At 44.5% G+C, this 25,985-nt stretch carries 13 protein-coding genes, 1 tRNA gene, 1 rRNA gene and 1 riboswitch; of the genes, 2 read left to right on the top strand and 13 right to left on the bottom strand.

Translation table 11 applies throughout. The features are described 5' to 3' along the window. Positions 1-69 precede the first annotated feature (69 nt). Both AC2TF6_RS19630 and AC2TF6_RS19635 read right to left on the bottom strand, forming a co-directional pair. Positions 70-1,623 (bottom strand): 16S ribosomal RNA (locus AC2TF6_RS19630). Between the two features lie 445 nt (positions 1,624-2,068). Then, positions 2,069-5,440 (bottom strand): S-layer homology domain-containing protein, encoded by a 3,372-nt coding sequence (locus tag AC2TF6_RS19635; RefSeq protein WP_491308139.1) that lies wholly within the window; start codon positions 5,438-5,440, stop codon positions 2,069-2,071. A gap of 387 nt (positions 5,441-5,827) precedes the next feature. Here AC2TF6_RS19635 and AC2TF6_RS19640 point away from each other — a divergent pair, with 387 nt between their 5' ends. Then, entirely contained in the window at positions 5,828-7,705 is a 1,878-nt protein-coding gene (locus AC2TF6_RS19640) for a leucine-rich repeat domain-containing protein (protein ID WP_491308140.1), read from the top strand. Positions 7,706-8,027: 322 nt separating this feature from the next. Here AC2TF6_RS19640 and AC2TF6_RS19645 read toward each other — a convergent pair whose 3' ends face one another. The 5 genes from AC2TF6_RS19645 to AC2TF6_RS19665 all read right to left on the bottom strand — a co-directional run bounded on the left by AC2TF6_RS19645 (position 8,028) and on the right by AC2TF6_RS19665 (position 20,168). Next, on the bottom strand, positions 8,028-9,170 hold the full coding sequence (locus AC2TF6_RS19645; RefSeq protein ID WP_491308141.1) for a response regulator: 1,143 nt from the start codon (positions 9,168-9,170) through the stop codon (positions 8,028-8,030). Between the two features lie 25 nt (positions 9,171-9,195). Next, on the bottom strand, positions 9,196-12,216 hold the full coding sequence (locus AC2TF6_RS19650; RefSeq protein ID WP_491311690.1) for an ATP-binding protein: 3,021 nt from the start codon (positions 12,214-12,216) through the stop codon (positions 9,196-9,198). 106 nt (positions 12,217-12,322) lie between these two features. Next, positions 12,323-16,876: an S-layer homology domain-containing protein gene (locus AC2TF6_RS19655; protein ID WP_491311691.1), complete on the bottom strand. Its 4,554-nt coding sequence runs from the start codon at positions 16,874-16,876 to the stop codon at positions 12,323-12,325. 1,702 nt (positions 16,877-18,578) lie between these two features. Then, positions 18,579-18,887: a GNAT family N-acetyltransferase gene (locus AC2TF6_RS19660; RefSeq protein WP_491308142.1), complete on the bottom strand. Its 309-nt coding sequence runs from the start codon at positions 18,885-18,887 to the stop codon at positions 18,579-18,581. Between the two features lie 216 nt (positions 18,888-19,103). After that, on the bottom strand, positions 19,104-20,168 hold the full coding sequence (locus AC2TF6_RS19665; RefSeq protein WP_491308143.1) for a fibronectin type III-like domain-contianing protein: 1,065 nt from the start codon (positions 20,166-20,168) through the stop codon (positions 19,104-19,106). 340 nt (positions 20,169-20,508) lie between these two features. On the opposite strand from AC2TF6_RS19665, the gene AC2TF6_RS19670 reads away from it, so the two are divergent. Further along, positions 20,509-21,924: a hypothetical protein gene (locus AC2TF6_RS19670; protein WP_491308144.1), complete on the top strand. Its 1,416-nt coding sequence runs from the start codon at positions 20,509-20,511 to the stop codon at positions 21,922-21,924. Here the strand turns inward: AC2TF6_RS19670 and AC2TF6_RS19675 are convergent. From AC2TF6_RS19675 to AC2TF6_RS19700, 6 genes are all read right to left on the bottom strand, one after another. Beyond that, positions 21,865-22,323 carry a helix-turn-helix domain-containing protein gene (locus tag AC2TF6_RS19675; RefSeq protein ID WP_491308145.1) on the bottom strand — a complete coding sequence of 153 codons (459 nt, stop codon included), beginning with the start codon at positions 22,321-22,323 and terminating at the stop codon, positions 21,865-21,867. The two genes, AC2TF6_RS19670 and AC2TF6_RS19675, sit on opposite strands and share 60 nt — an antisense overlap. Before the next feature lie 87 nt (positions 22,324-22,410). Beyond that, positions 22,411-22,495, bottom strand: a riboswitch (cyclic di-GMP riboswitch). 75 nt (positions 22,496-22,570) lie between these two features. Continuing rightward, positions 22,571-23,500, bottom strand: a complete 930-nt coding sequence (gene cyoE / locus AC2TF6_RS19680) for a heme o synthase (RefSeq protein WP_491308146.1) — start codon at positions 23,498-23,500, stop codon at positions 22,571-22,573. 36 nt (positions 23,501-23,536) lie between these two features. Continuing rightward, positions 23,537-23,610: transfer RNA gene (locus AC2TF6_RS19685), tRNA-Cys, on the bottom strand. Between the two features lie 437 nt (positions 23,611-24,047). Then, a complete protein-coding gene (gene moaA, locus AC2TF6_RS19690) occupies positions 24,048-25,058 on the bottom strand; it encodes a GTP 3',8-cyclase MoaA (protein WP_491308147.1) in 1,011 nt (336 codons plus the stop codon). Positions 25,059-25,109: 51 nt separating this feature from the next. Beyond that, complete coding sequence (locus AC2TF6_RS19695) at positions 25,110-25,604, bottom strand: molybdenum cofactor biosynthesis protein MoaE (RefSeq protein WP_454236730.1); 495 nt, start codon at positions 25,602-25,604, stop codon at positions 25,110-25,112. A 142-nt stretch (positions 25,605-25,746) separates the two neighbouring features. Further along, positions 25,747-25,977, bottom strand: a complete 231-nt coding sequence (locus AC2TF6_RS19700) for a MoaD/ThiS family protein (RefSeq protein ID WP_491308148.1) — start codon at positions 25,975-25,977, stop codon at positions 25,747-25,749. Positions 25,978-25,985 lie beyond the last annotated feature (8 nt).

The following is a 25,985-nucleotide window of genomic DNA, read 5'->3' on the forward strand; positions in this document are numbered from 1 at the left end:
AACGAGTGATTGAAGATTGAAGGCATTGCCTTCTTGACTGGGTCCGTTTCAGGACCCGAGTCTCCATAGAAAGGAGGTGATCCAGCCGCACCTTCCGATACGGCTACCTTGTTACGACTTCACCCCAATCATCTACCCCACCTTCGGCGGCTGGCCCCTTGCGGTTACCTCACCGACTTCGGGTGTTGTAAACTCTCGTGGTGTGACGGGCGGTGTGTACAAGACCCGGGAACGTATTCACCGCGGCATGCTGATCCGCGATTACTAGCAATTCCGACTTCATGCAGGCGAGTTGCAGCCTGCAATCCGAACTGAGACCGGCTTTTCTAGGATTGGCTCCAGATCGCTCCTTCGCTTCCCGTTGTACCGGCCATTGTAGTACGTGTGTAGCCCAGGTCATAAGGGGCATGATGATTTGACGTCATCCCCGCCTTCCTCCGGTTTGTCACCGGCAGTCAACTTAGAGTGCCCAGCTTCACCTGCTGGCAACTAAGTTCAAGGGTTGCGCTCGTTGCGGGACTTAACCCAACATCTCACGACACGAGCTGACGACAACCATGCACCACCTGTCACCTCTGTCCCGAAGGAAAGGCTTATCTCTAAGCCGGTCAGAGGGATGTCAAGACCTGGTAAGGTTCTTCGCGTTGCTTCGAATTAAACCACATACTCCACTGCTTGTGCGGGTCCCCGTCAATTCCTTTGAGTTTCACTCTTGCGAGCGTACTCCCCAGGCGGCATGCTTACTGTGTTAACTTCGGCACCAAGGGTATCGAAACCCCTAACACCTAGCATGCATCGTTTACGGCGTGGACTACCAGGGTATCTAATCCTGTTTGCTCCCCACGCTTTCGCGCCTCAGCGTCAGTTACAGGCCAGAAAGTCGCCTTCGCCACTGGTGTTCCTCCACATCTCTACGCATTTCACCGCTACACGTGGAATTCCACTTTCCTCTCCTGCACTCCAGTCTCCCAGTTTCCGGTGCGAACCGAGGTTGAGCCTCGGGATTAAACACCAGACTTAAAAAACCGCCTGCGCGCGCTTTACGCCCAATAATTCCGGACAACGCTTGCCCCCTACGTATTACCGCGGCTGCTGGCACGTAGTTAGCCGGGGCTTTCTTCTCAGGTACCGTCACCCAAAGAGCAGTTACTCTCCTTGGCGTTCTTCCCTGGCAACAGAGCTTTACGATCCGAAAACCTTCATCACTCACGCGGCGTTGCTCCGTCAGACTTGCGTCCATTGCGGAAGATTCCCTACTGCTGCCTCCCGTAGGAGTCTGGGCCGTGTCTCAGTCCCAGTGTGGCCGTTCACCCTCTCAGGTCGGCTACGCATCGTCGCCTTGGTGAGCCGTTACCTCACCAACTAGCTAATGCGCCGCAGGCCCATCCGTAAGCCACAGATTGCTCCGTGTTTCACGATCTCCCCATGCGGAGAAACCGATTATCCGGTCTTAGCTACCGTTTCCGGTAGTTATCCCGATCTTACAGGCAGGTTGCCTACGTGTTACTCACCCGTCCGCCGCTAACTCTCAGAGAAGCAAGCTTCTCATCAAGTCCGCTCGACTTGCATGTATTAGGCACGCCGCCAGCGTTCGTCCTGAGCCAGGATCAAACTCTCCGATAAAGTTGTGCCGGCCAAAGGCCAGCGGTTTATCTCAAGCTGATTAAGCTCAAAAATTCGTTGCTGACGAGAATTTCTTCTCATTTAATGTCTCAATTGCTTGAGACGCTTCAATCACTCGTTGTTCAGTTTTCAAAGGACAATCTCGTAAGGCCTTGCGACCTTCGTCGTTAGCGCTTGTCTCAGCGACAACTTTTATACTATAACACAGTCGCGCTCAGTTATGCAAGCTTTTTTTAAATTTCTTTTTTCGCGGCGTGTTTCGTTGTTGCCGGCAAGAAGTAACTTTACCAGCATCCAGCGCCTTTTGCAACAACCATTTTGTGGAAGATGAGATTGCTGCGTTAGCGTTTTTCTGATACAGCGTTGCACAAATTCATTCACTTGAGAAAAAAGGCTTCCTTAACACCACCTAAATGGCGTAAGAAAGCCTTGAACAACCTGAACCTTATTTAAAGACAATGCTAAAAGGAAACACTTCCGCACTCTTTTGTTTATATCTTACTCCGCTGATCACATAAGTGCCGGATTTGGCATATACGGATGGATTGATGTCTATCTTGAGGTAGGTTTTACCCTGATAGATTTGAACGGAAGCATTAAATGATTGTCCTTCCATTCCGATAATCTTCGCGGTGGACAGATCCAAATCAGATTGCGTTACAGCAGTTCCGGGGGCACCTTCATCAAACCCCTCTTTGAACTCAACCAGTATAGAATCAAAGTTTGGATAAGGCTGAGAGAGAGAATATTCGTTTTTCCCCGTTGTTTTAAACGCATCGTATACGTCGGATGTTACAGAGTTATAAGGCTGCAGGCTGCTTACCGATAGATTTGAAGGCATCTGGATGGTTTGCTCTGCACTCATTCCGGAACAGCCGACTTCATTACACGCTTCAACACTGAACGTATATGTTTCCCCTGCTTTCAATGATTCTAACAGAAGTTGGGTGCCTGCATAATTGGCAACGCTTATAGTTCTGTTTTGATAAATGTTGAATGTTACACTCGAGCCAAGCGAATAGGAAGGTGTCCACGAAAGTAAAATTTTGTCCGTGAAATAGACTGGAGTTATTTTTACATTGGTTACAGGAGCTGGGCTCGTGAAAATATTTATACCCGCTGCCTGAAAGGTTTGACCGGGTGCTAAGCTGAACTGGGCAGTATTTGCGGTCGAGTAACCTGGTTTAGTCGCCGAAAGGGTGTAGCTGACATTAGGAGCAACATTGGTAAATTTGAAATATCCACGGCTGTCCGTTTTCGTTATTAAGCCAGTGCCTGTCAAAGAAACTTCTGCATCTTCTGCGGGTTTTGTCATACCTTCAAGGACAAAACCTTCTATTTCACCGGGTACATTCACGCCGGGTACCGGCACTTTTTGACCACTGCCCGGTATGGTGCACCATTCGGCGGAGCATTCATTCGCCGTGCTCCCTGTAAAGGTAATATCGGTTGGCGCGCTCTTATACGTAAGATTGTAATTGCTGCCAACTTTCTGCGAATCTACATTAAGAAGGACCAAGTTTGGATACTGAGGGTACTGAGTTGCTTTAAGAACTTGCAGCCCATTGTTAAATTGATACCAGGAAGCTTCTTGAGCCACTACAGCCGCGTCGAATTCAACAACCAGTAAATCCGGCTTAAGACCAGTAATAGTTTTCACTGCTGCGTTATGCTGTTTTACCGTCATTTTGAAGCTCTTGGTCGCCGTAAAAGCTTTGTTAAAGAGCGTGGCGGTAAGCATAATCTCCTTATCGCCCGCACCGGAAGCAGGCCTGGTTAAATATAAACTCCACGGAGATAATACATTCATATCACTGGATGACCAGATAATAAAGGTGTTTTTTCCATTGTTGTCGGGCAAGGTTGGACGTTCTGTAACATGATCCGCCGAATCGCCCATCACATACCCGATTGTTAAAGCAGTCAAGGCTTCGTTAAGTTCATATACGGTGTCACGATTGAAATAAAAAGAATAGGTATTAGTGAAATCTTGATCCTGAGCCCCATATTGTTTGGCTATCTGGATAGTTCTGTCCGCTTCCAATACTTTGGCCAAAATCTCAGAAAAATCGTCCGACGCGGCTAAATAATCTTTCAAGGCTTTATTCGCGTTTGCAATTGCCTTTTCTTTAACTTCGTTTACTACGGCAGGATCAAGCTTAAACGAGCCACCGCCGACCAGCTTGATTTTAGCAATAGACTCGGAATCACCGGTTAGCGTCACGGACTGACTCGAACTTATTTCGGACAAAATCGCTGCAGGGGCAATGTCGACGATTGTATCGGCGGCTGCAACGGTTAACCTCGTAAGCATTGTAGGCTGATTATTGCCTGCTGTAGGAGACTCAATGAAAATAGTCATTCCTGGAGAAATTACAGTTATTTCGCTGTCGATCTTCCCTTTAAAACTGACCTTTTTGCCGGAGGCATCCAGCTTGATTTTGCCGAATCCGCTTTGTGCGGAAGAACCCTCTAACACAGCTTGAGTTGTCACTTCGGTATCGGTTATTTGGGTACCGTTGCCGGCTTCTACTCTCACGGGAAGCCCGTTGTTGTTCACTGCGTTTATTTGCAAATTCTTTACGACCGCATTCCGCAGCTTAATGGAGCTTACGCTCCCCGACCGCACTTCCATCTGCTCTGCATCAATATTGTTCAAGCTTACTTCGCCAGTAGGACCCGGGTCCAGAATTAGAGTCTGGACATTTGTTTTACCGTTTGCGGGACCGTATGTGCCGGATGCTTGAACGGTAATAGCCGTTTGCGGTTTTCCGCTGGCAAGCAATTGCTCGACTGTCGGCGTTACGCCGCCGGGAACTCCGCCCCCTCCGAAACCGCCACCGCCACCACCAAACACGGGAGACGTGCCCTCAACGGACTTGCCGCTGGGCTTGCCTTTGTACGTTAATACGTATTTCGTTCCGGAATTTTGCGATGTTGTCGTGAGCACGACAATTGTTTTACTCCCTGACTTGAAATCCGCCGCTGTAACGAGAAGATCATGATCGAACTTGAAATCTTCCTTGTTCAGCTCCGTCAATGCGGAAGAGAATGTAACTTCGATTGTTGTGCTGCTTTGCGAAACCAAAGACTGGATCTGCTGCTCCGGTTGAGTCACTTCGGGCTTGGTAGCCAGGATTTCTTCGGCTTTGCTTAAATAGGCTTTATTATTGGTTTTGAATTCATAAGCCAAACGGGCTACAGCCTGACGGTCCGAACTGCTTTTCGGCTTGAAGAGAAGCCCTCCCTCACCGTTATCGATCCCGTTGACAAACCCGATCTCATAAGCCAAAGATATGGACGGCTTGGCCCAGTCGGACGCCAGGTCCAAATCTGTCAGCTTGGTTGTCGGACTTTTTACGGAAACAGTCTCCGCGAGCCCGAATGCCCGCACAAAAAAGACAACCAGTTCTTCACGCGTTACTTTGGCATCCGGCGAAAAAGTGCTGTCCGTCGTGCCCTGTGTAATGCCCGACGCTACAAGTGAGCCGACATAGCCGCTGTACCAGCTCGAAGCGGCTACATCATGGAAAGCAGCCGACTTGGCTGGTTCTTCCTTCAATCCCAGAGCCAGTACAAGAATTTTTGCGAATTCGGCGCGCGTTATAGGATTTTCAGGTTTAAAAGTTCCGTCCGGGTATCCCGAAAGGATTCCGTCCGAGATGAGACCCGCTATTTCTTTTTGGGCGTAAGAGCGATCCAGGTCTGTTAACGTTTCTGTGGATGCCGCCTGTACAAAGTTCGGTAACAGCATACCCAGAACCAGAACACTTAATGAAAACAAATTCATAAAACGGCGTAATCTTGCGAGCTTCATTTTGCGGGTTCCCTCCGTCAGTCTAATAAGTTTGTTGTATACGCCGTTTCTTGTTGTCCGTAGTTCTTTGGGTCTAAACGCATATAACGACCTTATTATACTAGGTCGATAGTATGAAATATAGAGGGATAAGGAAACTTTGGAAAGTTGGCGTTATTCTCGGATTCTCCTCCAATCATGGTCCATAAAACGTTTCTTTGTATCCAACTGCAAACTCCGATCCTTTATATCTTAAGATGCCAACTCGCTTCGCATAGAATGAACTCATTACCTAATGAATGAACTAAATTTGTTTCACTCTTTAAAGATTATTTAATTTTCTTTGCAGAAGGAGATATACCTGCACAACTAGAAATTATGTTACCGAGTGAACTGGGTTGTATTTAGTTGGAAATTTTGCAGCAAGTAAAAGAACATGGTGTTTTAAATACTGGAGGGAATTATTTGAAAAAAGCTGGGTTTGTCACTTTCACATTTAGTATGGCATTTTTATTGGTTTTATTTTTACCTATAAAAACTTCTGCAGAATCCCCTGAAATAAAGATTGAGGATTCAGCGCTTGAAAAAGTCATTAGAAATGAACTCAATAAAAATGAAGGACCCCTAACGGTTGGGGACATGGAAAGCCTCAAAAAAATAGGTCCTGCGGATTGGCAGGGCATTACGACGCTAAATGGCTTAGAATACGCCAAAAATTTGGTGGAAATCAAATTAACACAGAATAAAATTCAAAACATCCATGCTTTAAGCGGATTAACCGAATTGAAAACGATTAACTTGTGGCAAAATCAAATCAGTGACATTCACGCCCTTAGTAATCTCCGCTCTTTAGTTAATCTGAATATTAGTCAAAACCATATTTCCGACATAAGCCCTCTTAGAAATCTTAGCAACTTAAAAGTACTTAACCTATCTGAAAATCAGATACAAAATATTAATCCTTTAGAGAATCTTGAAAACTTATCCGCCTTTGACGCTTATAAGAATCAAATTCAGGATATCTCCCCCATGCGCAACTTCAAAAATGTATCTTCTACTAATTTACAAGAAAATCAAATTTCAGATATTTCGCCTTTAAGCAATCTGTCCAAACTTGATTTCGTTGGTCTTAAATACAACTGGGTTAAAGACATTAACCCTCTAAAAAGCTTAACGCATTTGACCGGCCTCGAATTGACTGGAAATCCGGTTCAAGATTTAAGTGTTCTTAAACATTTTCCTAAGCTTACTTTGTTAAGTATCGGTTCTCTTCATATTTCCAATATAAGCTTTCTTGAAAATCACCCGGATCTGCAATGGCTGCAGCTTGAAAACAATCAAATAACCGATATAAGCAGCCTTCAGAAACTTGGCAAGCTACAGGATCTTGATCTTTCCAATAATCAGATTTCAGATATTAAACCTATTGTTCAATTACCAAATTTGTGGTTGTTATCGCTTAATGGCAACTCCATATCCGATCCGGAATCTTTGGGGAACTTACCTGAATTACGTTCTCTTTATTTAGGATCAAACGGAATTGCTTCGCTTCAATTTCTAAAGAGCCTGCCTCCACTCGTCTTGCTCTCTCTGGACGGAAACTTAATTAGTGATCTACGTGGAATAGAAGCTCAGAATGGTATCTACCAACTTGATTTAAGTAATAACCGACTTACTGATCTTAGTCCGATTAAATCGCTGAAAATGTTAGATGTCTTATATCTGGATGGCAATGCTCTTTCGGATATATCCGCACTATCTCAATTAACTCCAAGAAAGATTTCATTGGTCAATAATCAAATCCGAGATATAAGTCCTCTGGATAATCAAACGAATCTTTGGGAAATTTATTTAGCCAATAACCCATTAAATGAAGGATCCGTCAGCAAACTCAAAGTCAGGGCATTAAATGGAGCGGCTGTATCTTACGGTGAGCGGATTTATGTAAAGATCAATGATGAAGTTCAAAATTATACGGAAGACGAATCTCCGCAAAACATATCTGGTTCTATCCATGTTCCTATGAGAAAAATCTTTGAAGCACTAGGCGCTAATGTAATCTGGGATAGTAACACGGAAACCGTGACGGCTCAAAAATCAGACATCTCTTTACAATTAAAAATCGGCTCGAATAAAGCCATAGTAAACGGCAAAGAAGTATTCTTGGAATCTGCCGTAACGGTCGTTAACGGATCTGCTTTTGTACCTGCAAGAATGGTAAGTGAGACATTTGGAGCAAAAGTAAACTGGGACTCACCTACAAAAACAGTTGATATCAGACAATAGTCTGATCAAGGGACTCACCTGGTATTATCCCCTTCTAGTGGACAAGAGAAAAAAGACATCGATATGATGTACTTATTCTTGTTGAACGGAGGGGATTTTTTATTGGCTAAAAGAGGGCAAACCTTTAGGCAGTACTCCTTGGAGTCAAAGATGACGGACTTCCGCCTGGTGGAAGAAGAACACATGAGTATTCGGGAAGTGGCCAAATGTTTGGATATTCGTCATTCCTCCCAAGTCCAGAACTGGAAACACACTTCCCTATTTTGGTTATCCGCGAATGACTGTAGCTTTAAGTGGAGGTATTGTGGTGTGTCTCGAACATTCAAAATTCGCGTAATTTCAAGTGCGAAATGTGGGTTTTAGTTAGCTCCGATGGTTGAATTCCCAATTCGGCAAGCTGTTGTTCCAGGATCCTGTACACCCTCAACACATGATCATGTTTACCATTCAACAAGTAAGCTTGTATTGCCAGTCGATAAGCTTCTTCGTCATAGGGAGAGAGGAGCATGGCCCTTTCCGCCATGTCAATGGCTTTACTCCCTTCACACTGTGACAAATAATACCCTGCCAATTCTAACATCCAAACCAAAGTAATTTGCTCCAGTTGTCGGGATAGTTCCTCGGCCCATACGTAATCCTCATTTGCCAAAAGATGACCTTTGAATTGCCTCACAGCAAACTCAAGTTCGCTCCATAAGTTGTCAGCACCTCTCTGCCAGCGTTGATGAAGGGCCTGGTACTGTTGCACATCTGTACGTATGCTGAGGAGATCGAGCTCGTAGCATTCCTTATCGTACGAAATCATCTGTTCGAATCCAATTTGTCTTAAATGCTTTCGCAATAGACTGATGCAAGTATGCAAATAAATTTTAGCCTTTTCGTACGGTTCATTCGGCCATAGCATCTCAATAATGCGATCGCGGTGAATAGAAGCGCCGCTGTGAAGCAGCAACAAAATGAACAGTTCCTTTTCTTTTGCCGTCCGCCACGGTAAAGCAGCTCCCGAAGGGGCAACAATATGAAACCTGCCTAGCAATTCAACCTCAAGAACCTCTTTCCGTTCCGAACCGGGTTCCTCCCTTAATGCATGGGACGTACTCCATCGTGTTTCCTTATTTATTCTCTCGAGGGCTTTTAATAAGCGACCCATTTCAACAGGCTTCAGCAAATAATCAATTGCGGCAAGCTCAAATGCAGTTATGGCGTATTGGTCATATGCCGTAACAAAGATAATAGCCGCATTCGGATCGAGATTTTGAATTTTTTCCGCCAACTCCAATCCCGACATCCCCGGCATCTCTATATCCAGAAACCAAACCTGTGGACGCACCCGAGCAAGGGCTTGCAAACTCTCAATTCCATTTCCGGAACGGCCAATCACCTCTACTTTTCCCGTACGCTGAAGGAACATTTCTAACATATTTAATGCATGTAACTCATCGTCCACTAGATAAGCTTTAAGCATAGAGCTTCCCCCTTTCTTTACTCACTTATTGCGTTTGAAATGGAAAGCGCAATTCCACTCGTGTGCCTAGTCCTGGAACACTTTGGATTTGTAAGGCCTGTCCATTGAGATGCTTTAAACGACGAGCCATATTATACAAGCCGATTCCCTGCTCCGAACCTCCACGTTGAAGCAATACATTCACCTGCTCCTTCGTCATTCCGACTCCGTCGTCTTCCACCACGGCCACAATTTCATTCTCCACGCGGTGAATGGTTAGTCGAACCGTCCCGCCGTCAATCTTCTTAGATACCCCATGACGAATGGCATTCTCTACAATCGGCTCGATCAGTAAAGGCAGGACCCTTGCGTTATACAAACTCTCATCCACGTCAAAATGAACTTGCAGCCGCTGGCCGAAGCGTTCCCGCTCAATTTCCACATAAGACATAACCAGCTCCATCTCTTTGCCTAAAGGAATTGTATCTTCTGTATGATCCAAGTGGAACAAGATTCGCAAGTAATGGCTAAATGTCCCTAGCAACTCACCCGCCTTCGGACCATCCGTGTAACAAAGAGACATGATGGTACCTAGGGCATTGTAAAGAAAATGCGGCTTAATTTGCGAACGCAAGAATGCCATCTCGTTATCAGCAGCCTCTTTGATCAATCGCTTCATCCCTAGCAAGGTATGGATACGCACAAGAATTCCTCCCCCTTCCAGGGGACGGGTAATAAAATCATTGCAACCTGCAGCCAAACAAGCCTCAATATCAGCAGGCGTGTTTCTGGAAATAATAAGCAGAACAGGGAGCTCTGCTGGACTATATTCTTTGCGGATACTTTTGCACAGTTCAAAGCCCATACCTGCAGATAACCTCGTGTCCACAATTACAAGATCCGGTAACGGGGAACGAGCTAAGGCTTTTTCGGCCTCTTTGTCCGTTGAAGCAAAGCTAACTCCAAAACCCTCTAATGTCAGCAAGCTGCCCAAATGCTCCACATCTACCAAATCGCCTGTAGCAAGTAACACGGAAGCAACCGGCTTCTTTCGGTCAACATCTGGATTAGAAGCTATCTCCTGTAAGTCTCTCGGAGCTGCAGCATTCGGAACATCAAGGGGATCAGCCGCCGGAAGCGTAATGCGCATTTTCCCTGACGCTTGGTCTATGACAAATGTCCCACCCATTAAACTCAGCAAATCGTGCGCAATAGACAAACCTACTGCAGACGTTCCCTTACTCCATGGCCATAACGGGGCTTCGGAAGCATCCAATTCATGTGTGATTAACGAGGACTCTCTCATAATCTCAATTTCTACTTCATCATTTCGCCGAAGGCATTGTAGCAACAACTCTCCTTCGCTCTGAACATCAATGGCATGATAGACTACATTATACAAAACCTGAAGCATTCGAGTTTCGTCTGCAACCACAAACCTCGCCGACGGCTCCATCCGAGTCGAGAAACTGCCGCCTTTGCCTATGGCCAGATTCCCAAAAACCTCCCTTAACACAGATAAGCAAGTCGCCAAGTCTACAACGCTTTTTGTGATTTTCAAGCTGCCATCCTCAAATCGTGAGGCATCTATCAGATCTTGTACCATATGGGACATCCGATAAGCCGTATTTCGAATGCGTTGCAGCTTTTCTCGGATCTCCATATCCCCTGTTCTTTTGGTCGGAGAAGCTAATAAGGATCGTGACAGATGAATAATGCCGTGAAGCGGTGTGTTAAGTTCATGGGAAGTCAGAAGAAGAAACTCATCCTTCATCCGATCAGCAACCTGCAATTGATGAGTTAGCTGCTTCATGGATTCATACGCTCTAACATAATGATAGACAAGAACATAGACAAAGATGAGCAGCATGAGCAGCATGGTCAAATTGACTAGCGCAAGTCCGATAAGATTCCACGTATTCAGGATTGACAGTACACAGGTCAAAAACATCATCCACACCGATATCATTAGCAATTGAAACTGCGGTCGCTGGACTGAACCATAATCTCTACGGATATAGCTCCGCAGCATAAGTCCGATTGCGATTACATAACCACCGAGACCCAGGAGGTAGAAAAAGTCCTGAATAGTGGAATAGATACGAAATGGAAACACTAGGATTCCTGCCACATAAGAAAGCAGAATGAGTCCAAGTAACCGTAATCCCTGCTGCGTCCGTCGATTTACCATAATGCTAGAAACGATCCAGAGGACGACAACGGGCAATGCGTACACTGCGATATATTTAATTTTAAATGCGATCTCAAAGGACAAATTCGGGAATAACTGAAGGAGCAGCCTTTCTCCATTCGCCAAAACCGCCACTGCCAAATTCAGAAAAAACAGCGATTGAAGCAATTGAAGCCGACAGCGATGCAGACGATAGAAGAAATATAAGTACAGCAAAGCAAAAAGAAGCAAGAAACCGATTACAAGCAGCTCAGTGGCTCCCTGCAACAGCCCGCCCTTCTCCGCCAGGTGCCCGAGACCTAAGGTTAGGGAACTAAAAATGCCACCGCTCTTGTAATCAAAATTAGCTACTTGCAGCACAACCTCAATATCAGCCCGAACAGGCTTAAAATACACGGTGTATGGTACATTTCTGGGCTCGTAGCTTTCACGGGAAAAGCTTGGCACCCCCGATTTCATCATTAGCGTGCCATTCACATAAATGGCATCTGCGAATCGAACGTAGTGTTTGCTTAGAGCGAGCATTTGGTCCGTTGGCGCGTGCTTGATGTGCAGTCGATACGTTCCATAGCCTTGCCCTTTCATCCTCTCTCCGTTCGGCAAAGGTGCTTTCTCCCAGTTGCCGGGAACTTGAATCGTAGTGGATTCCCCTATACCTCTATGGATATCTTCCGGTGAAAGTAACTGGTTAGGGAAAAATTCCCATTCCCCATCAAGGGAAATGGGACCTTCATTAATAAAATCCACATCATGCAAGTCGAGCACGCCTTGCTTTACGATAGGGGCACTTCTTGAATCGATTTCTATCCATGTAAATAGTAAGACAAGTAAAGACACAATAAGAAGTGTAAGCAAAAACCGATCCCTACCCACCATCACGACTAAAGCCCCCTTCTAAAATCGTGGTTATCCTCTGCTAAAAAAAATGCTTCTCGCACGCACTTGCAGAGCTTCATGCGGGAGAAGCATTCTTATGAATAAATTAATCAATTAACCTTGACTTCTGCAGCAGTCGCTGCATGACCGTCGCAGCCTCCGCTTTGCTAATATAGGCTTTAGGTGCGAGTTGATTGGATTGTCTTCCTGTAATTATACTCGCCGCTACACTAGATGCAATACCGCTGCGCGCCCATTCCGAAGCATTTGCAGCATCTGAGAAGGTACTTAGTACTAGGTCTATCTCAGTTGGAGAAACTGCCCCTGAAAGCTGAGTAAGCTTCATTGCCTTGGATACGATCAACATCGCCTGTTCTCTTGTAATCTTGTCATCAGGTCGGAAGCTGCCGTCTTCAAATCCGGATAGGAGACCATACGTATGTGCCGTATGGATAGCGCCGGCGTACCAGTCTTTCTGGTTCACATCGTTAAATAGCTGGTCTCCTGAATTTGCAGGCAGCCCTAAGCCACGAATGATAATCGAAGCAAACTCAGCACGGGTAATGTCTTGATCGGGAAGGAACAATCCATTTCCGGCTCCATTAATCACCATTCTGGACCCCATGTTATTCACCGCATCTTTGGACCAATGCTGCTCAACGTCTTTGAATGTGACGGGATTCCAAATAACGGAATACATACTGTTCGTCAAACTGTTGATTTCAGCTTTGTAAACTCCATCTTTGCTGATGATTTTCGTTGGAACATGGCGGATCGTTCCATTCTGTTCAATCACTACTCCTGTTGTAATTTTGCTAGTATCTACGCCTTGAGGTATCGTCACGGTTCTTTGGACATATGAATTGAACACGGATACTGCTTCAGTCCGATCTCCATATGAGGCTGTGACTTCATATTGCAAAGGCGGAACCACCACGAAAAGTCCGTTTGACTCAGCCGATGCTTGAGCGGCACGATTTTTTTCTTCCGTAGGCTTGCTAATCTCAATCCGCACCTTGATATCCTGAAGCTGCAGATTGGATCCTAATTTATCTCTCAGCGAGTCAATATTGATCTGCTTCGCTGGTACAACATAGCTTGCCGTTGGTGTGGCAATTTCTATAACAGCCTCGCTGGATTGTAGACTTTTAACCATTCGTCCATTTAGTTCACCGACCGCCACATCGTTCTGCGCAGCTACCGGTATAGTAATGATTGCATGGCGTCCCGCCGCAGCTACACGTTGCAACAGCTTGTCTTCGTCAACAACGATCGTAAGCACTTGCTGCCCATTCTTCTTTTCCGTCTTGGCGGTTCCTGCATTCTCTACCTTGCCATTGACCAACACCTCAACCCCATTTGGTACAGGAGTGCTTGGCGCTCCCCCCGATGTCCCAGCTGTACCAGACTCTTCGCTGCTTGGAGCCTGCGGAGTTGCTGTTACTTCTACTGAAGGTAGACTATTCCCTCCCGGTGCCCCTGCTCTCACTACAAAATAATAGGGCTTGCCGTTAGACAGTTTCTTGAAGTTGTATGAGGTTTCCTTCACTTCAATAGCGGATTCTGCATCAAATACTCCCGCAATGGTAGACACATACACAGAATAGTAGGTTGCTCCGGTCACTGAATCCCACTTCAGTGTAGCTTGTCCATCGCCCGCTGTCACCGTTACGTTCATGGGTACTGGAAGGCTGACGGTCACTGTTGCCATATCACTTCGAGTTGTGGCCGCTCGATCTCCGGTCGCGGAATCGTCCGTATTCGTCACCTCGACATAGTAGTAGAAGGTGCCCGTCGAATCTGAATTCACTGTTAGCGTTGCATCTGTAGCCCCTGGTATCGCTTCTCCGACACCATTCTTTATTTGATACCATTGATAGCTGAGCACATTCGGAGCGCTTGCCGCTACATTCAGCGTCCATGGCTGACTATAAAGAGCAGACTGATTCTGTGGCTGAGCTGTAATAATAGGCATAGCTGCATTTGTCAATTCATTAACGGTCACTTTGGCCGCCCTGCTCGTTGTGGTCGCCGTTTGTGTTCGAACCGCCGATGTGTCCGTGTTCGTTACAACTACATAGTAGTAGTACGTGCCTAAAGTTAACGTAGATGGACTGTATGTCGCATCGGTGACTCCGGATAAAGCGATGCCTCCTGTCGTACTGTCTGTATCATTCTGATACCATTGATAACTTAAATCTGTCATACCGACTGGATTTACACCTACACTGATCGCAGTACTTCGACCAATCGCTACAGACACATCCTGAGGCTCTGTTGTAATGACAGGCTCTGCTGCATCTTGCGAATTAACCTTTACGCGAGCGACCCCGCTTGTTACGGAAGTGGTCTTGTTCCGCGTCGCACGATTATCCGTATTCGTCAGAATGACATAATAATACTTGCTGCCAACTTGTTTTGTTGGTGCTGTGTAACTGGAGGAGGTTGCTCCGTCAATGACAGTTCCGCCCACAGTTGAATTTGTCGTATTGCTGTACCATTGGTAGGACAAGCTTCCACCTGTAGGTACCGTCGCTCCAACAGACAGCGAAGCTTGTCCTGCTTCACCGATATTCACATCTGCAGGTTGTGTTGTGATGGTCGGAGCAGGAGCATCCTGCATCACCACGGAAACCTTGACAATGTTGCTCTGGGTTGAAGCAATCTTACTGCCATTAGCCGTATTATCCGTATTCTGAACAACCACATAATAATACGTATCTCCAAGCTCACTTGTTGGTACCGAATACGTCCGACTCGTGGCATTGGCAATTGCCTGTGCTCCTGTCGTTGAACTTGTGCTGTTGCTGTACCACTGATAGCTAAGCGTTCCTGGACTTGCGTAAGCCGAGACAGCTAAGGTCGCAGTGGAACCAAGGTTCACATTCTGTACGGTAGGCTGTGAAGTGATCGACGGCGCACTGGCGTCTCTCACTACATTAACCGTCACCGTGTAGGTTTTAACCGAACCATTCGCTGCCAGCACATCAACATAGATGACATTCTTCTCCAGGGGGATCGTAATACTCCCGCTCTGGCTACCGCTCGTGACGGCTGTGCCATTTACTTGAATCGTTGATGTTTTGTATTCTGCGGTAGGCGTTAGCTTAACACTTGTCACGCCGCTGCTCGCTCCAATATTAACCGAATAATTGGTTACAGAAGACGAGAATGACGGCGACAGCGTCCCCGAGCTGATGACAAGATTGCTCAGATTACCGGCATTAGCGTTTGGCGGAGCTAACGTTTTGACAATCGCTTTCTTGGACTGGTACATTTCTTGATAAGCAGCATAGTGCTGGCCATTCCATACGCTTGTAGTGAGGTATTTAATTTCATTACGGCCAGATAAATCGAAAGAACCGAGCGTGGTCAACGTTCCGTCATTTAACTCCTTAACATAAAGATCACTAAAAGCATTATAAACCCAATGCAATTTGCCGTTATAAACACTTAGATGGGAATATGTACTGAAGGTGCTTTGATATCCTACCTTCTCCCACGTTGAGCCGTTCCATTTTTTCAAATAGGCGCTTAGCCCATCCAAGTTGTCACTATATGAAACGTAAGGGGTACCATACAGAAACGCAACGCTTATATAGTAGGGTTGCTGGTTCGTTGTAACCGGAGGGGTCACAGCGACCCACGATGCCCCGCTTTCCTTCTTGAACACAATCTCTTGGATTTGGTTAAAATTCGCATCGAAATAGGACTCTTTATAAGCGATGTAAGCCTCATTATTATAGAAGGTCAAGGAATAAAAACCGCTTGACTTGGTAGACAAATAGGAACCGCCTACCGCCACCCAGCTGCTTCCGTTAAACTTCTTCACACTCGCCTTATTGGAATCCCCTGCATCAAAATAAACTACATAGAGCGTACTATTATGAGTCTTGAATTCAATCCCGCCGACTGTACCTATACTTATCCCCTCTGCTCCAACGGTTGTCCATTGCGTGTTGTCCCATTTCTTGACGATCAGTTTCCCATTTCCTATTGCCTTATCAGTATAGGCAACATAAGGAGTCTGATTGATAAAAGCTAGTTTAGGATTAGACACTTCACCATCTGAAAATCCCAGGGGGCCCACGTTCACCCAATCTGTGCCGTTAAATTTCTTGACGACAAGCTTCTTGGAAATGCCGGCATCCTTATAAGCCACATACGGCATACCATTACCGTCATTTGCTATATTCATATCTTCCGCTGATCCCACGGAAAACTCCTCTGTCCCAACGGGATTCCAAACTTTACTTTCTGTGGTCGTTACCCGCGCAATGTTACTATAGACGGATTGACTACCCTCTGTCACCTTCGCATAATAATAGGCAGTGCTTGCAATAGATCCGGTAACATTATATGTTGAAGCGGTACTTCCGGTAATCGCCATACCTCCAGTTGTACTTCTGGTTGGACTGGCGTACCATTGATAATTTAGTGTACCGCCACTTCCCGGAGTGGCTGTCACGGAGAGTGTAGTCTGTCCACCCACCACAATAGACGCATCTGAAGGCTGTTGAGTAATCGTAGGACCTCCTCCTGCAGCTTCAGCAAGTGGCGCAAATCCAAAGATTAGTTGAAAGACAAGAACAATAATAAGCAGCAATTGCATACCCCGACTGAAGCGTGGGGCACTATGTCCATTCCATGAGTGCATCATTTGCAAGTTGTTCCCTCCAAATAGGTTATTGGTGTATGCTCACCTCAGCCTGCTGAGATTTACATGACCACCCTTCAATATATTAGAAGAATCCACTTAACAAACGCTTAACAACTTGACATTATTTCACTTGTTTCGACAAAAAACCGCCCTCAATCGACTCCCTCTAGAATCGTACGGATCGCCTTTTCCAAACGACTTATCATCATTCTTAATGACAGAATCAGAAATATATTGTTCAATTTGCTTATAAACCATTTCTACTTGGCTTAGACTTTCATCAAAAAATGGTTCAGGTCTTATTACCAGATGTTCTGGAGTGTAGGACACATTTTAACCTCAAAAAAAAAGATGAGGAGTTCCCCCCTCATCTTTTTTATATTTATACAAAAAGCTGTATAGCGCTGTTTTTCTCACTAAAGTTGAAACGGTTTTATCAACTTTAATGGTGTTATTCTCATTTCGAATGAAAAATCACATTTATTGTGTGGTGTCATAATTAATGAGAAAAAATCGGGAGAAAACATTGATTTATCAAGGGACGTTTTCACAATTAGTGAGAACTACATTCCCCAGAAAGCTGCTGTATAAGCCCGATTTTCACATTTTATGAGAATATCCGCATAATTCAAAATGTATATTTATTCACCTTAATGTATAGTCGAACCCCACCTTAAGGTTATCCCTTAAAAAGGCACAAAAAATGCTTACCATTAATAACTCGTGGTAAGCATTTTATTAACCTTAAATGAATAGAAGTCAAAATTCAGTTTAAGTAAGTAAATTTTAAAAGTACATCGATCAATGAGAAAGTATATAGCTCCCCGGCTAAACGGGTTTAACATAGGACAGGCTCAGCTTCGTGACTATGCTTTTAATTGTCAAATAGAGTTATCTTTCTACTGAAAGCAAGTCTTCAATTCTTACTAAATAATCTGATAGTAGTTGAATTACTAGCTATTAAAACTATAAAAGCATAACCAACCAAGAACTCAATATATTAACATATTCATCAATCCCATTCCTCACGAGCTCTGCTTACTGCAGTGATAACTCCTGTGCGCGTTTTGGCATAATTGCCCCAACCGCCTCAAGCAGATCTCCGGCCCCCATGTCATCGTCTTTAATTTCAACTTTTCACTTTGAATTTCAATAAGGACCTTCTGGTTACTAATGTTTGACTTTCTCAATATACTTTGTAACTGGATGATTGTTTCATGGTCCATTTTTTGACCATAACCGCATCACTTCCTAATAATAGTTCATTCATTATACCTTATCCCTAATACATCAGATAAATGTTGGCTTCAAAAGAACGGGGATATGTTTCGTGGTCACCTTACATATAAACCATTATGGACAAAAATTCCATCTTTTATACATACGTTGATGAACTGAATGACAAGAACATATATCATTTGCCAGGTTGTCCTGTTTTCTGCAGTTATGCGACCTTTAAACATGTATGTTCATGTCAACCGACAGCTTTCTTATGTGTCAATCGGGAATAGGATAAAGTTCTTGTCATTTATGACATCAAGTTCTTGTCATCCGACAGCAGCAGCTGGGGAAATAAAAAAACACCAAAACCATCGAATCACGATTGTTTTGGTTTTCGTAATTTTTTATAAGATCGATATATTTACTGATCAATTTATAAACACTTTTTTATGCGTCGTCGGCAACTCCATGGAGACCGGGATCAACGCCAGCAGCAGCGGGTCCGCCTCGGCAAACTCCCGGGCCATTGCAGCAGCAATTTGCCAACGCCCTGGCCGCGATAATCCGGGTGTACGACTACATCCGCAATGTAGCACTCCCTGGCCCGCGGCTGATAGTCCAGCGTATAGAGTCCAAGCAACATTTTGAACGTGTACCACTTGCCGAACTTGGCGAGTTCTTTCCATAGCGAAGAGCTTTGCGTCTGCGGTTCAGCTCCTTTCCCATCCGGATCCGATCGCCACTTGACCGAGAACGTGCCGACCGCCACGCCATCTTGCACAGCAACCATGCGGAGGCTAGCCGGTAAATAAAAGTCTCAAAAACGGAAGTTTTTAAGACTGGAAATGATTATAAATATATTGAATTAGCTAAATAAAAAGCAACGTTCCACATAATAATAGCAGATAATTCATTTAACAATAACATTAGCTTACCTAATGAATCGATACGACCCAATATTCCTCCGGCTAATACCAGTGCTGCATTTATGATGAACAACCAGCTACTAATTTACGTTCTCTCTTTCTTTTATTTCATTTATCTGTTGAATCAGTTTGTCTAATTCCTTTTCCGGATTATGAGTTTCCATCCACTTTTGACCGAACAGAGAAATAAAAGCTGAGACAGGCATTTCTCTTAAAAACGCGATTGTATATTCATCATCAAGATTAAGCTCTTTACTAATCTCTGAGAAAAACGCGGTAATCAATTTTTTCCCGAACGTATCTTCCAGCCATTCTTTCGTTAAACTTTGTCTTGTAAATACATATTCTTTCTGGGTAGTCGATGCTACATGAATAGTTGCTTTTAACGGTAAATGATCCAGCGATCCCCCAATTAATATCTCAAAATATCCTGTTTCCACTAACCAATCGCTACTTTCCACATTATAAAATGCAAAATCACGTTTTGTTAATTCAAAGTGCAACTGTTTCTTTTCTCCTGGTTGTAGTGATACTTTAGTGAATTTTTTTAATTCTTTAATTGGACGAATGACGCTTGCTTGCTGATCATGTACATATACTTGTACAACCTCTTTCCCGGGCAAACTTCCTGTATTTCGAACTTCTACATATACATGAACGGTTTCATCATCTTTATAGGCTTTTTTTTCAACACGTATAGAGTCGTAAGAAAATGTTGTATACGATAAACCATGTCCAAATGAGAACAACGGCTTTATTTCTTTTTTGTCATAGTATCGGTAACCTACAAAAATACCTTCACGATAATGGACTTTCCCGTTTTCCCCCGGATAGCTAATATGTGCTGGATTATGAGCCATATTTTCAGGGAATGTTTCTGATAATTTGCCAGATGGATTCTCATTACCAAATAGAATATCAGCAATAGCACTTCCACCTGCTTGTCCGGCAAACCAGCCTTCTACTATCGCTGGAACTTGTGCTACCGACCAAACGAGCAGCTCTCCAGGAGATAATGCGACAAGATTAACGGGAACCGGCGCTCTCTCGCCTACAAGGCCATCACCGGTTAAAGAGTACACGCTTTGCCCGTAGCTCTTCCCGAGTTCCAAGTTTTCCTCCCAATACTTCTCCATGTGATCCATCCTATGACATCCTTTCGTGTTTTTGGACACAAAAAAAGCCTTGAATGTTAAATAAGGCATGACCGAATAGGGCCATACACATATCTACTTCAAGGCATATTTTATACGTTGTCTGATTAGACAACTGCTCCCTCTCCAGCTGAATTTTGCAGCGGAGAAAATCAATAAGATTTCGTAATACACTGCCTATAACTGGAAATGGAGCAACAGAAATTAGCGCTGGGGCGTACGACCACCATTGTTATTTAATATTTTTCGACAAATGATTGTCCCCCTTTTGTTTTACTGGTAAGCTCCAGTTATTGGTGCAAACCCCTAAACTTTATCTTTGAGGTGAACTATGCGAATTTGGCTGCTCGATGTTTATAAAAAAACGGAGGAACTGATAGCGGATCATAAAATCTACCCCTCCAGCATAATTCGTATTTATGATGGATATGGTTTCGAACCGATCCCGCTTCCCCATGAATTTGATCTGGTATTGATTGATTTTATGAACGCAAATGATAACCAATTGACTGAACTACAGGACCGTCGTCGTGAACTTGAGCAGCTTACAGGACAGCCCCAGCGTAAATCTTTTAGGGGGGTTAATAGTGAGACATTTTTACAATTTTCACATGCAGCCGGGGATTTATCCCCGAGAATTGTAGAAGCTCTTAGAGCGGGCATCCCTGTGGTTGTTATTGGGGGGAAATTCAATACGGAGGTGAACTTTCCCGACCAGCCTCTAATCCATAGTTACTCCTGGCTTTTAAATACTCTTCCTTCTTTAAAGGTAACAGATCAATCACCTGCTGAAGGTCCTGCATCAATTGATTGTGTTAGTTCAGATCGAGCAGTTAAAGAACTGGCTAAGCAGTTTGAAGGGGATCTAACCTGGGAGGTTGCTTTTAATGGGAAGCGGGATAATTTGTTTAAATTGTTCCGTAAAAAAAGTGAACAATCTCCATTTGAACCGCTGTTTGAGAACAAAAAAAAGCAACCGGTTGGGTTCGTTCTTCAGGCTTTTAACAGAGAGCTGATCCTGCTCCCGAATATCAGAGACTGCCAGACAAGAAGTCAATATATTGCATACATCTTAAATGAGTTTCTACCTCAGTTCCGTCCGGGATGGTATCCGGAAAGATGGTCCGGCACCTATATGCCGGAAGTGCTAAAGGAGAAAAGTAGAGCCCTTGAGATGGAAAGGAAGAGAATTTTAGAGGAGTTAGAGCGCAAGGAAGCCAAGGTACAGGGACAGATAGACACGATTCAGTCGTTTATCGATTTGGTTACCCAGGCAGATGAACGATTAGTTACTGTAGTAAAACGCTCTTTTGATGAAATCTTCGGCGCCAAAGTAACTGATTTAGACTCCAATCGTGATGGAAAAGAAAAGCCCAGATTGTTTGATTTGCTGGCCAGCATAGAAGGCAGGCAAATTGCCATAGAAATAAAAGGAGGGAAACGCTCGTTAAGCAAAGACATGCTGGACAAAGTCCAGGCAAATGTAGGGACTTACCTCAGGGAAACCAATGCGAAATTACATGGAACCGTACTTGTCCTAAATGACCAATTAGCAAAGGCGCCAGAAAATCGCGAACCATTTGCTCCTCATATGATTCAGGATGCTGAGCAGCGGGAGATAGCAGTACTACCTACTCCAGTCCTCATGGGTTTAATTGCAATGCGCATCACCGGTGATTTAAATAATTCAGACTTTTTGGCGCTTATAACAAAGCCGGGACTGGTGAAGCTTCCACAAAAGAAATAAATCCAACAAATCTAAATGTCGCCCAGATAAAATAAAGGCTCGATCTACTGGTATTGTGATCACCCAAAGCCTATGCGTATCCTTCAAAGCTTCTTTCTCCCTGCGATAAATTGTCCTAAAATGGTGTATTTCTGTTATGGTGTCTAATCCTTCGTGCTGAGTTGAGTTTAACATGACATCCAAAACCATTACGTCTATCTGTAATTGCATACTTGCTTGAATCGCTGTTTCTTTTGTTGAAACAATTCCCGATACTTTCACATCCGGTTCAGAATTGATTAACGTAGCGAGACTTTGTTGCCAATCGTGGTCACTGTCAGCCAGTAATACTTTTATGCTCCGTCTCTCTCTGAGAATCAATTCTTTAATCTCTTCTGAATAATTCTCCAATCTATCCATAAATAATAACCTCTTTTCCACTTTAAAAACAGAAACAGACACAGCCCCCTCTGAGCTGCATCTGTTTCTCAACATCGTGTATTTCGAGAGGGGAACCCGGCGATCATTGCATTAAGCAGAAGACCCGTCGCTTTGCGTCCCAGTCTTTCGATCTGGTTTGCCATTATCCTTCAAGGTAGATATAACATAGAGCAAGTTCGCTTACATATTAAATGTGCCGAAAGCTGCACCTATGCCAATCAGATGACTAAAATAGAGCAATCTCAAATATCATCATCAACAAAGAAAACGTCAGGAAATAAAGAGAAAGTCGAAAGTTGTTTGAAGCCCATCTCGCTTCATTTTTTGTAATCAATCCATGTAGACATGCGATCAACCAAATTATTAACAGCGCACCAGAAACGATCAAATATCCTACACCAACGTAGTTATAATCAAATAACAAATAATTAACGAAAAATAAGCTCACAACATACGGTATCATCTGTATTTTTGTGCGATATACACCTTTTATAACGGGAAGTAGTGGATACCCTGCTGCTCGGTATTCTTCTTTTTTTAAAATCCCAAGTGACCAAAAATGCGGTGGCTGCCATAAAAAAAGAAACAAGAATAAAAGCCATGCGCCAAGTTCCAGCTCATTTGAAAAACCGCAGTATCCGATCATTGGTGGCATAGATCCGGAAATACCTCCGATTGAAGTACTCCAGGTTGATGTCGGTTTAAGCCAAGCCGTATAGATCACTACGTAAACAAAAAGTCCAATAAAGCCCAAAGCTGCGCTTAATGGATTAACGAAAATATACAATGTAGCCAATCCAACGAACCCCGTTATAATCCCAACTATCAATACATTCCGAGGTTTCAACCGCCCGCTCGGTAACGGGCGAACACGAGTCCGTTCCATTTTTAAATCTCGTACACGATCCAAGAAGTTATTTAACATCGAAGCAGCCGCAACAACTAATGTTGTTCCAAACAGAATGAGTATCAAATTTAAATCGCCAGACTTCAATCTTGAAGCAAGACAGTAACCAGCAAACGCACAAAATAAATTAGAAACCAAAATTCCTGGTTTAATAACAGAAATCCAATCTCTCCAGGGTTGGATTTCTATTAACGACTGGCCTGAGGCTCCACTGCTGTTCTGCATTTTGTTCTGCATTTTGTTCTGCATTTTGTTCCACCTCATATCTTCCAGAAAAAATGATGTTGGAGGAGGTATCTGGATTCGAACCAGAAGTCAGGGTTTTGCAGACCCTTGCCTTACCTTTTGGCTATACCTCCATGGGAAATGATAAAATATTTATTTTTGATAATTAAATCTTACCCGCTTTCTTTCATAGGATCAATTCTAATAATTAAATAATAATGATTAGTTTTTCCTATGATAATAAGCATTTCTCTATCACAAATGGTTCTGCAGACTGAAATTTCAGTCTGCATGCCTCTGTTCCAATTCTTTCAATTAATCAATCAAGACCGGCAATGTGGAGCAGATCATCAGGTCGATTCGATCTGTATTATGCGACAGTGTGTTCTGTTTGCTTGTCTCCCACATCGCTTTTGCAAAGTCGATTTGAGCCCCGTTCGCGCATATCTGATCAAATACGGTATCTTCACATAAAGTGATGTCGTCGGGTTAGTAGTCCCCATGCTCATGCGGAATAACGATACTTTTATTCTTTTTCAATGTCGCTCAAGATGAATCATATTGCTAACTCCTATCCTCCGATTTGAGACATTCTGCGAGCCGTGGGTGTATGTGAAATGTCTTGTTCGTCTTGCAGAAATTTGGACATTTCATGATTTTCAGGCTTTGTACCGAGCGCATCGAGGAAAAGCTGCCGGATCGCCGCATCATCGCCGATCACGCTGCGTACTTGGAACTGCTCTGTCCAAGCAAGGCAAGGCTTGATATAACCGTCTGCCGTGAGGCGCAGACGATTGCACGTCTGGCAGAAATGCTCGCTTACCGGATGAATCAAGCCAAAACTGCCTACAGCACCGTGCAGACGATAATTCTCCGAAGGACCATTCCCTTGGATGGTCGTCTCAGCCTCGTACTGCCATTGCTGCTCCGCACAAACTTCCTTGATACGGTTGAGCGGCAGGTACAAGTTCTTCCACTGTGAATCACTGTGACCGATTGGCATATATTCGATAAATCGGACATGAATATCGCGGTCCAGTGTTAGCGTGATAAAATCCGCGATTTCGTCGTCGTTAATCCCTTTCATCAGCACAACGTTCAATTTGATCGGGCTTAAGCCAGCCTTCACGCAGGCATCAATGCTATCGAGCACTTTCCGAACGTCACCGCCGCGCGTAATCAATTTGAACCGATCCGGCCGCAGGGAATCCATACTAATGTTCACGCGTGTAAGTCCAGCTTCCTTCAACCGGGCGGCGCGCGGCGCGAGAAAGATGCCATTCGTCGTTAGCGCAATATCTTCGATGTCAGGGATGCCGGATATCATCGCCACAAGCTTCTCCAGCTCTTTGCGAACAAGCGGCTCTCCGCCGGTGAGGCGGATCTTGCGTATGCCCATCTCCGCGACGACGCGTACGACATCGACAATCTCTTCGTAGGTAAGGATATTGTCCGCCGGTTCAAATTCCATGCCTTCCTCGGGCATGCAGTAGATACAACGCAAATTACAGCGATCCGTCACTGAAATGCGCAAATAATGATGTTGACGTCCGAATGGATCGACTAAGCGAGGCATTGTCATCGTCGTTACACACTCCTTACAGATGGAGGATCGGCTCTCCTCACACCTTAGTTATTTATCGCTGTTTACATCTTCTGACGGTATATCGCTGAGCAGCGGTCGTCCATCAGGATAGGTCTGTTGGTTCAACTGATCCCCAATCCATTCGGAGCCGTCTTCGCCATATTCTTTCTTCCAGATCGGTACGATCTGTTTAATCCGTTCAATGACATATTCATTCGCTTCGTAGGCCGCTTTGCGACGCGGCGAGGAGACGGCGATGACAACAGCGATATCGGAGATTTCAAGCCGTCCTACACGATGGGTCACCGCCACGACGGTATCCGTCCAACGTTCGCGCGCCTCCTGCCCAATTCGCTCCAATTGTTTCGCTGCCATGGACGGGTAAGCTTCATATTCAAGATATAAGGTGCGTTTGCCATAGGTAATTTCACGGACCGTGCCTAGGAATAACGTAATCGCACCTGCTTCCCGACGCTTTACTTTCTCCGACACGTCTTCCGGCTTGATTGGTTGATCGGTTATAACAAATAGTGAGCCGCTCATATGGGCCTCCCTTCCTCTCATATTTTGATTACAAGTGCTGACGCTGATAATCACCGCTCTTCCCACTTTTCTTTTTCCAAATAGGTCGGTCCCAGCACAAAATGCGTCAGTTTCTCAAGATTCATCGTGATCGCTCCCCTCTCTATCCACCGCTGACTGGAGGCAGCAGGGCCACCGTATCATGAGGCTCAATCCTATGTGTCTCATCTACGAATTGTTCGTTCACCGCGATCATCACATGATCTAGACGCAAATTAGGATAACGCTGCTTGAATTCTTCTAAGAATGCATCGACAGTCATCGGACCGAGATGAAGCTCCAAATTGGATGCGCCTAACTGTTCACTCACATGGGCAAAACATAATATTTTCACAAGATCAC

The organism is Paenibacillus sp. JNUCC 35 (assembly GCF_058269095.1).

Bases quoted from the DNA above. Each gene is read 5' to 3' on its own strand.
- AC2TF6_RS19655 (WP_491311691.1), bottom strand. From the start codon at position 16,876: ATGATGCACTCATGGAATGGACATAGTGCCCCACGCTTCAGTCGGGGT.
- AC2TF6_RS19670 (WP_491308144.1), top strand. From the start codon at position 20,509: ATGCGAATTTGGCTGCTCGATGTTTATAAAAAAACGGAGGAACTGATA.
- AC2TF6_RS19695 (WP_454236730.1), bottom strand. From the start codon at position 25,604: ATGAGCGGCTCACTATTTGTTATAACCGATCAACCAATCAAGCCGGAA.
- AC2TF6_RS19635 (WP_491308139.1), bottom strand. From the start codon at position 5,440: ATGAAGCTCGCAAGATTACGCCGTTTTATGAATTTGTTTTCATTAAGT.
- AC2TF6_RS19650 (WP_491311690.1), bottom strand. From the start codon at position 12,216: ATGGTGGGTAGGGATCGGTTTTTGCTTACACTTCTTATTGTGTCTTTA.
- cyoE (WP_491308146.1), bottom strand. From the start codon at position 23,500: ATGCAGAACAAAATGCAGAACAAAATGCAGAACAGCAGTGGAGCCTCA.
- AC2TF6_RS19675 (WP_491308145.1), bottom strand. From the start codon at position 22,323: ATGGATAGATTGGAGAATTATTCAGAAGAGATTAAAGAATTGATTCTC.
- AC2TF6_RS19645 (WP_491308141.1), bottom strand. From the start codon at position 9,170: ATGCTTAAAGCTTATCTAGTGGACGATGAGTTACATGCATTAAATATG.
- moaA (WP_491308147.1), bottom strand. From the start codon at position 25,058: ATGACAATGCCTCGCTTAGTCGATCCATTCGGACGTCAACATCATTAT.
- AC2TF6_RS19660 (WP_491308142.1), bottom strand. From the start codon at position 18,887: ATGGTTGCTGTGCAAGATGGCGTGGCGGTCGGCACGTTCTCGGTCAAG.
- AC2TF6_RS19665 (WP_491308143.1), bottom strand. From the start codon at position 20,168: ATGGATCACATGGAGAAGTATTGGGAGGAAAACTTGGAACTCGGGAAG.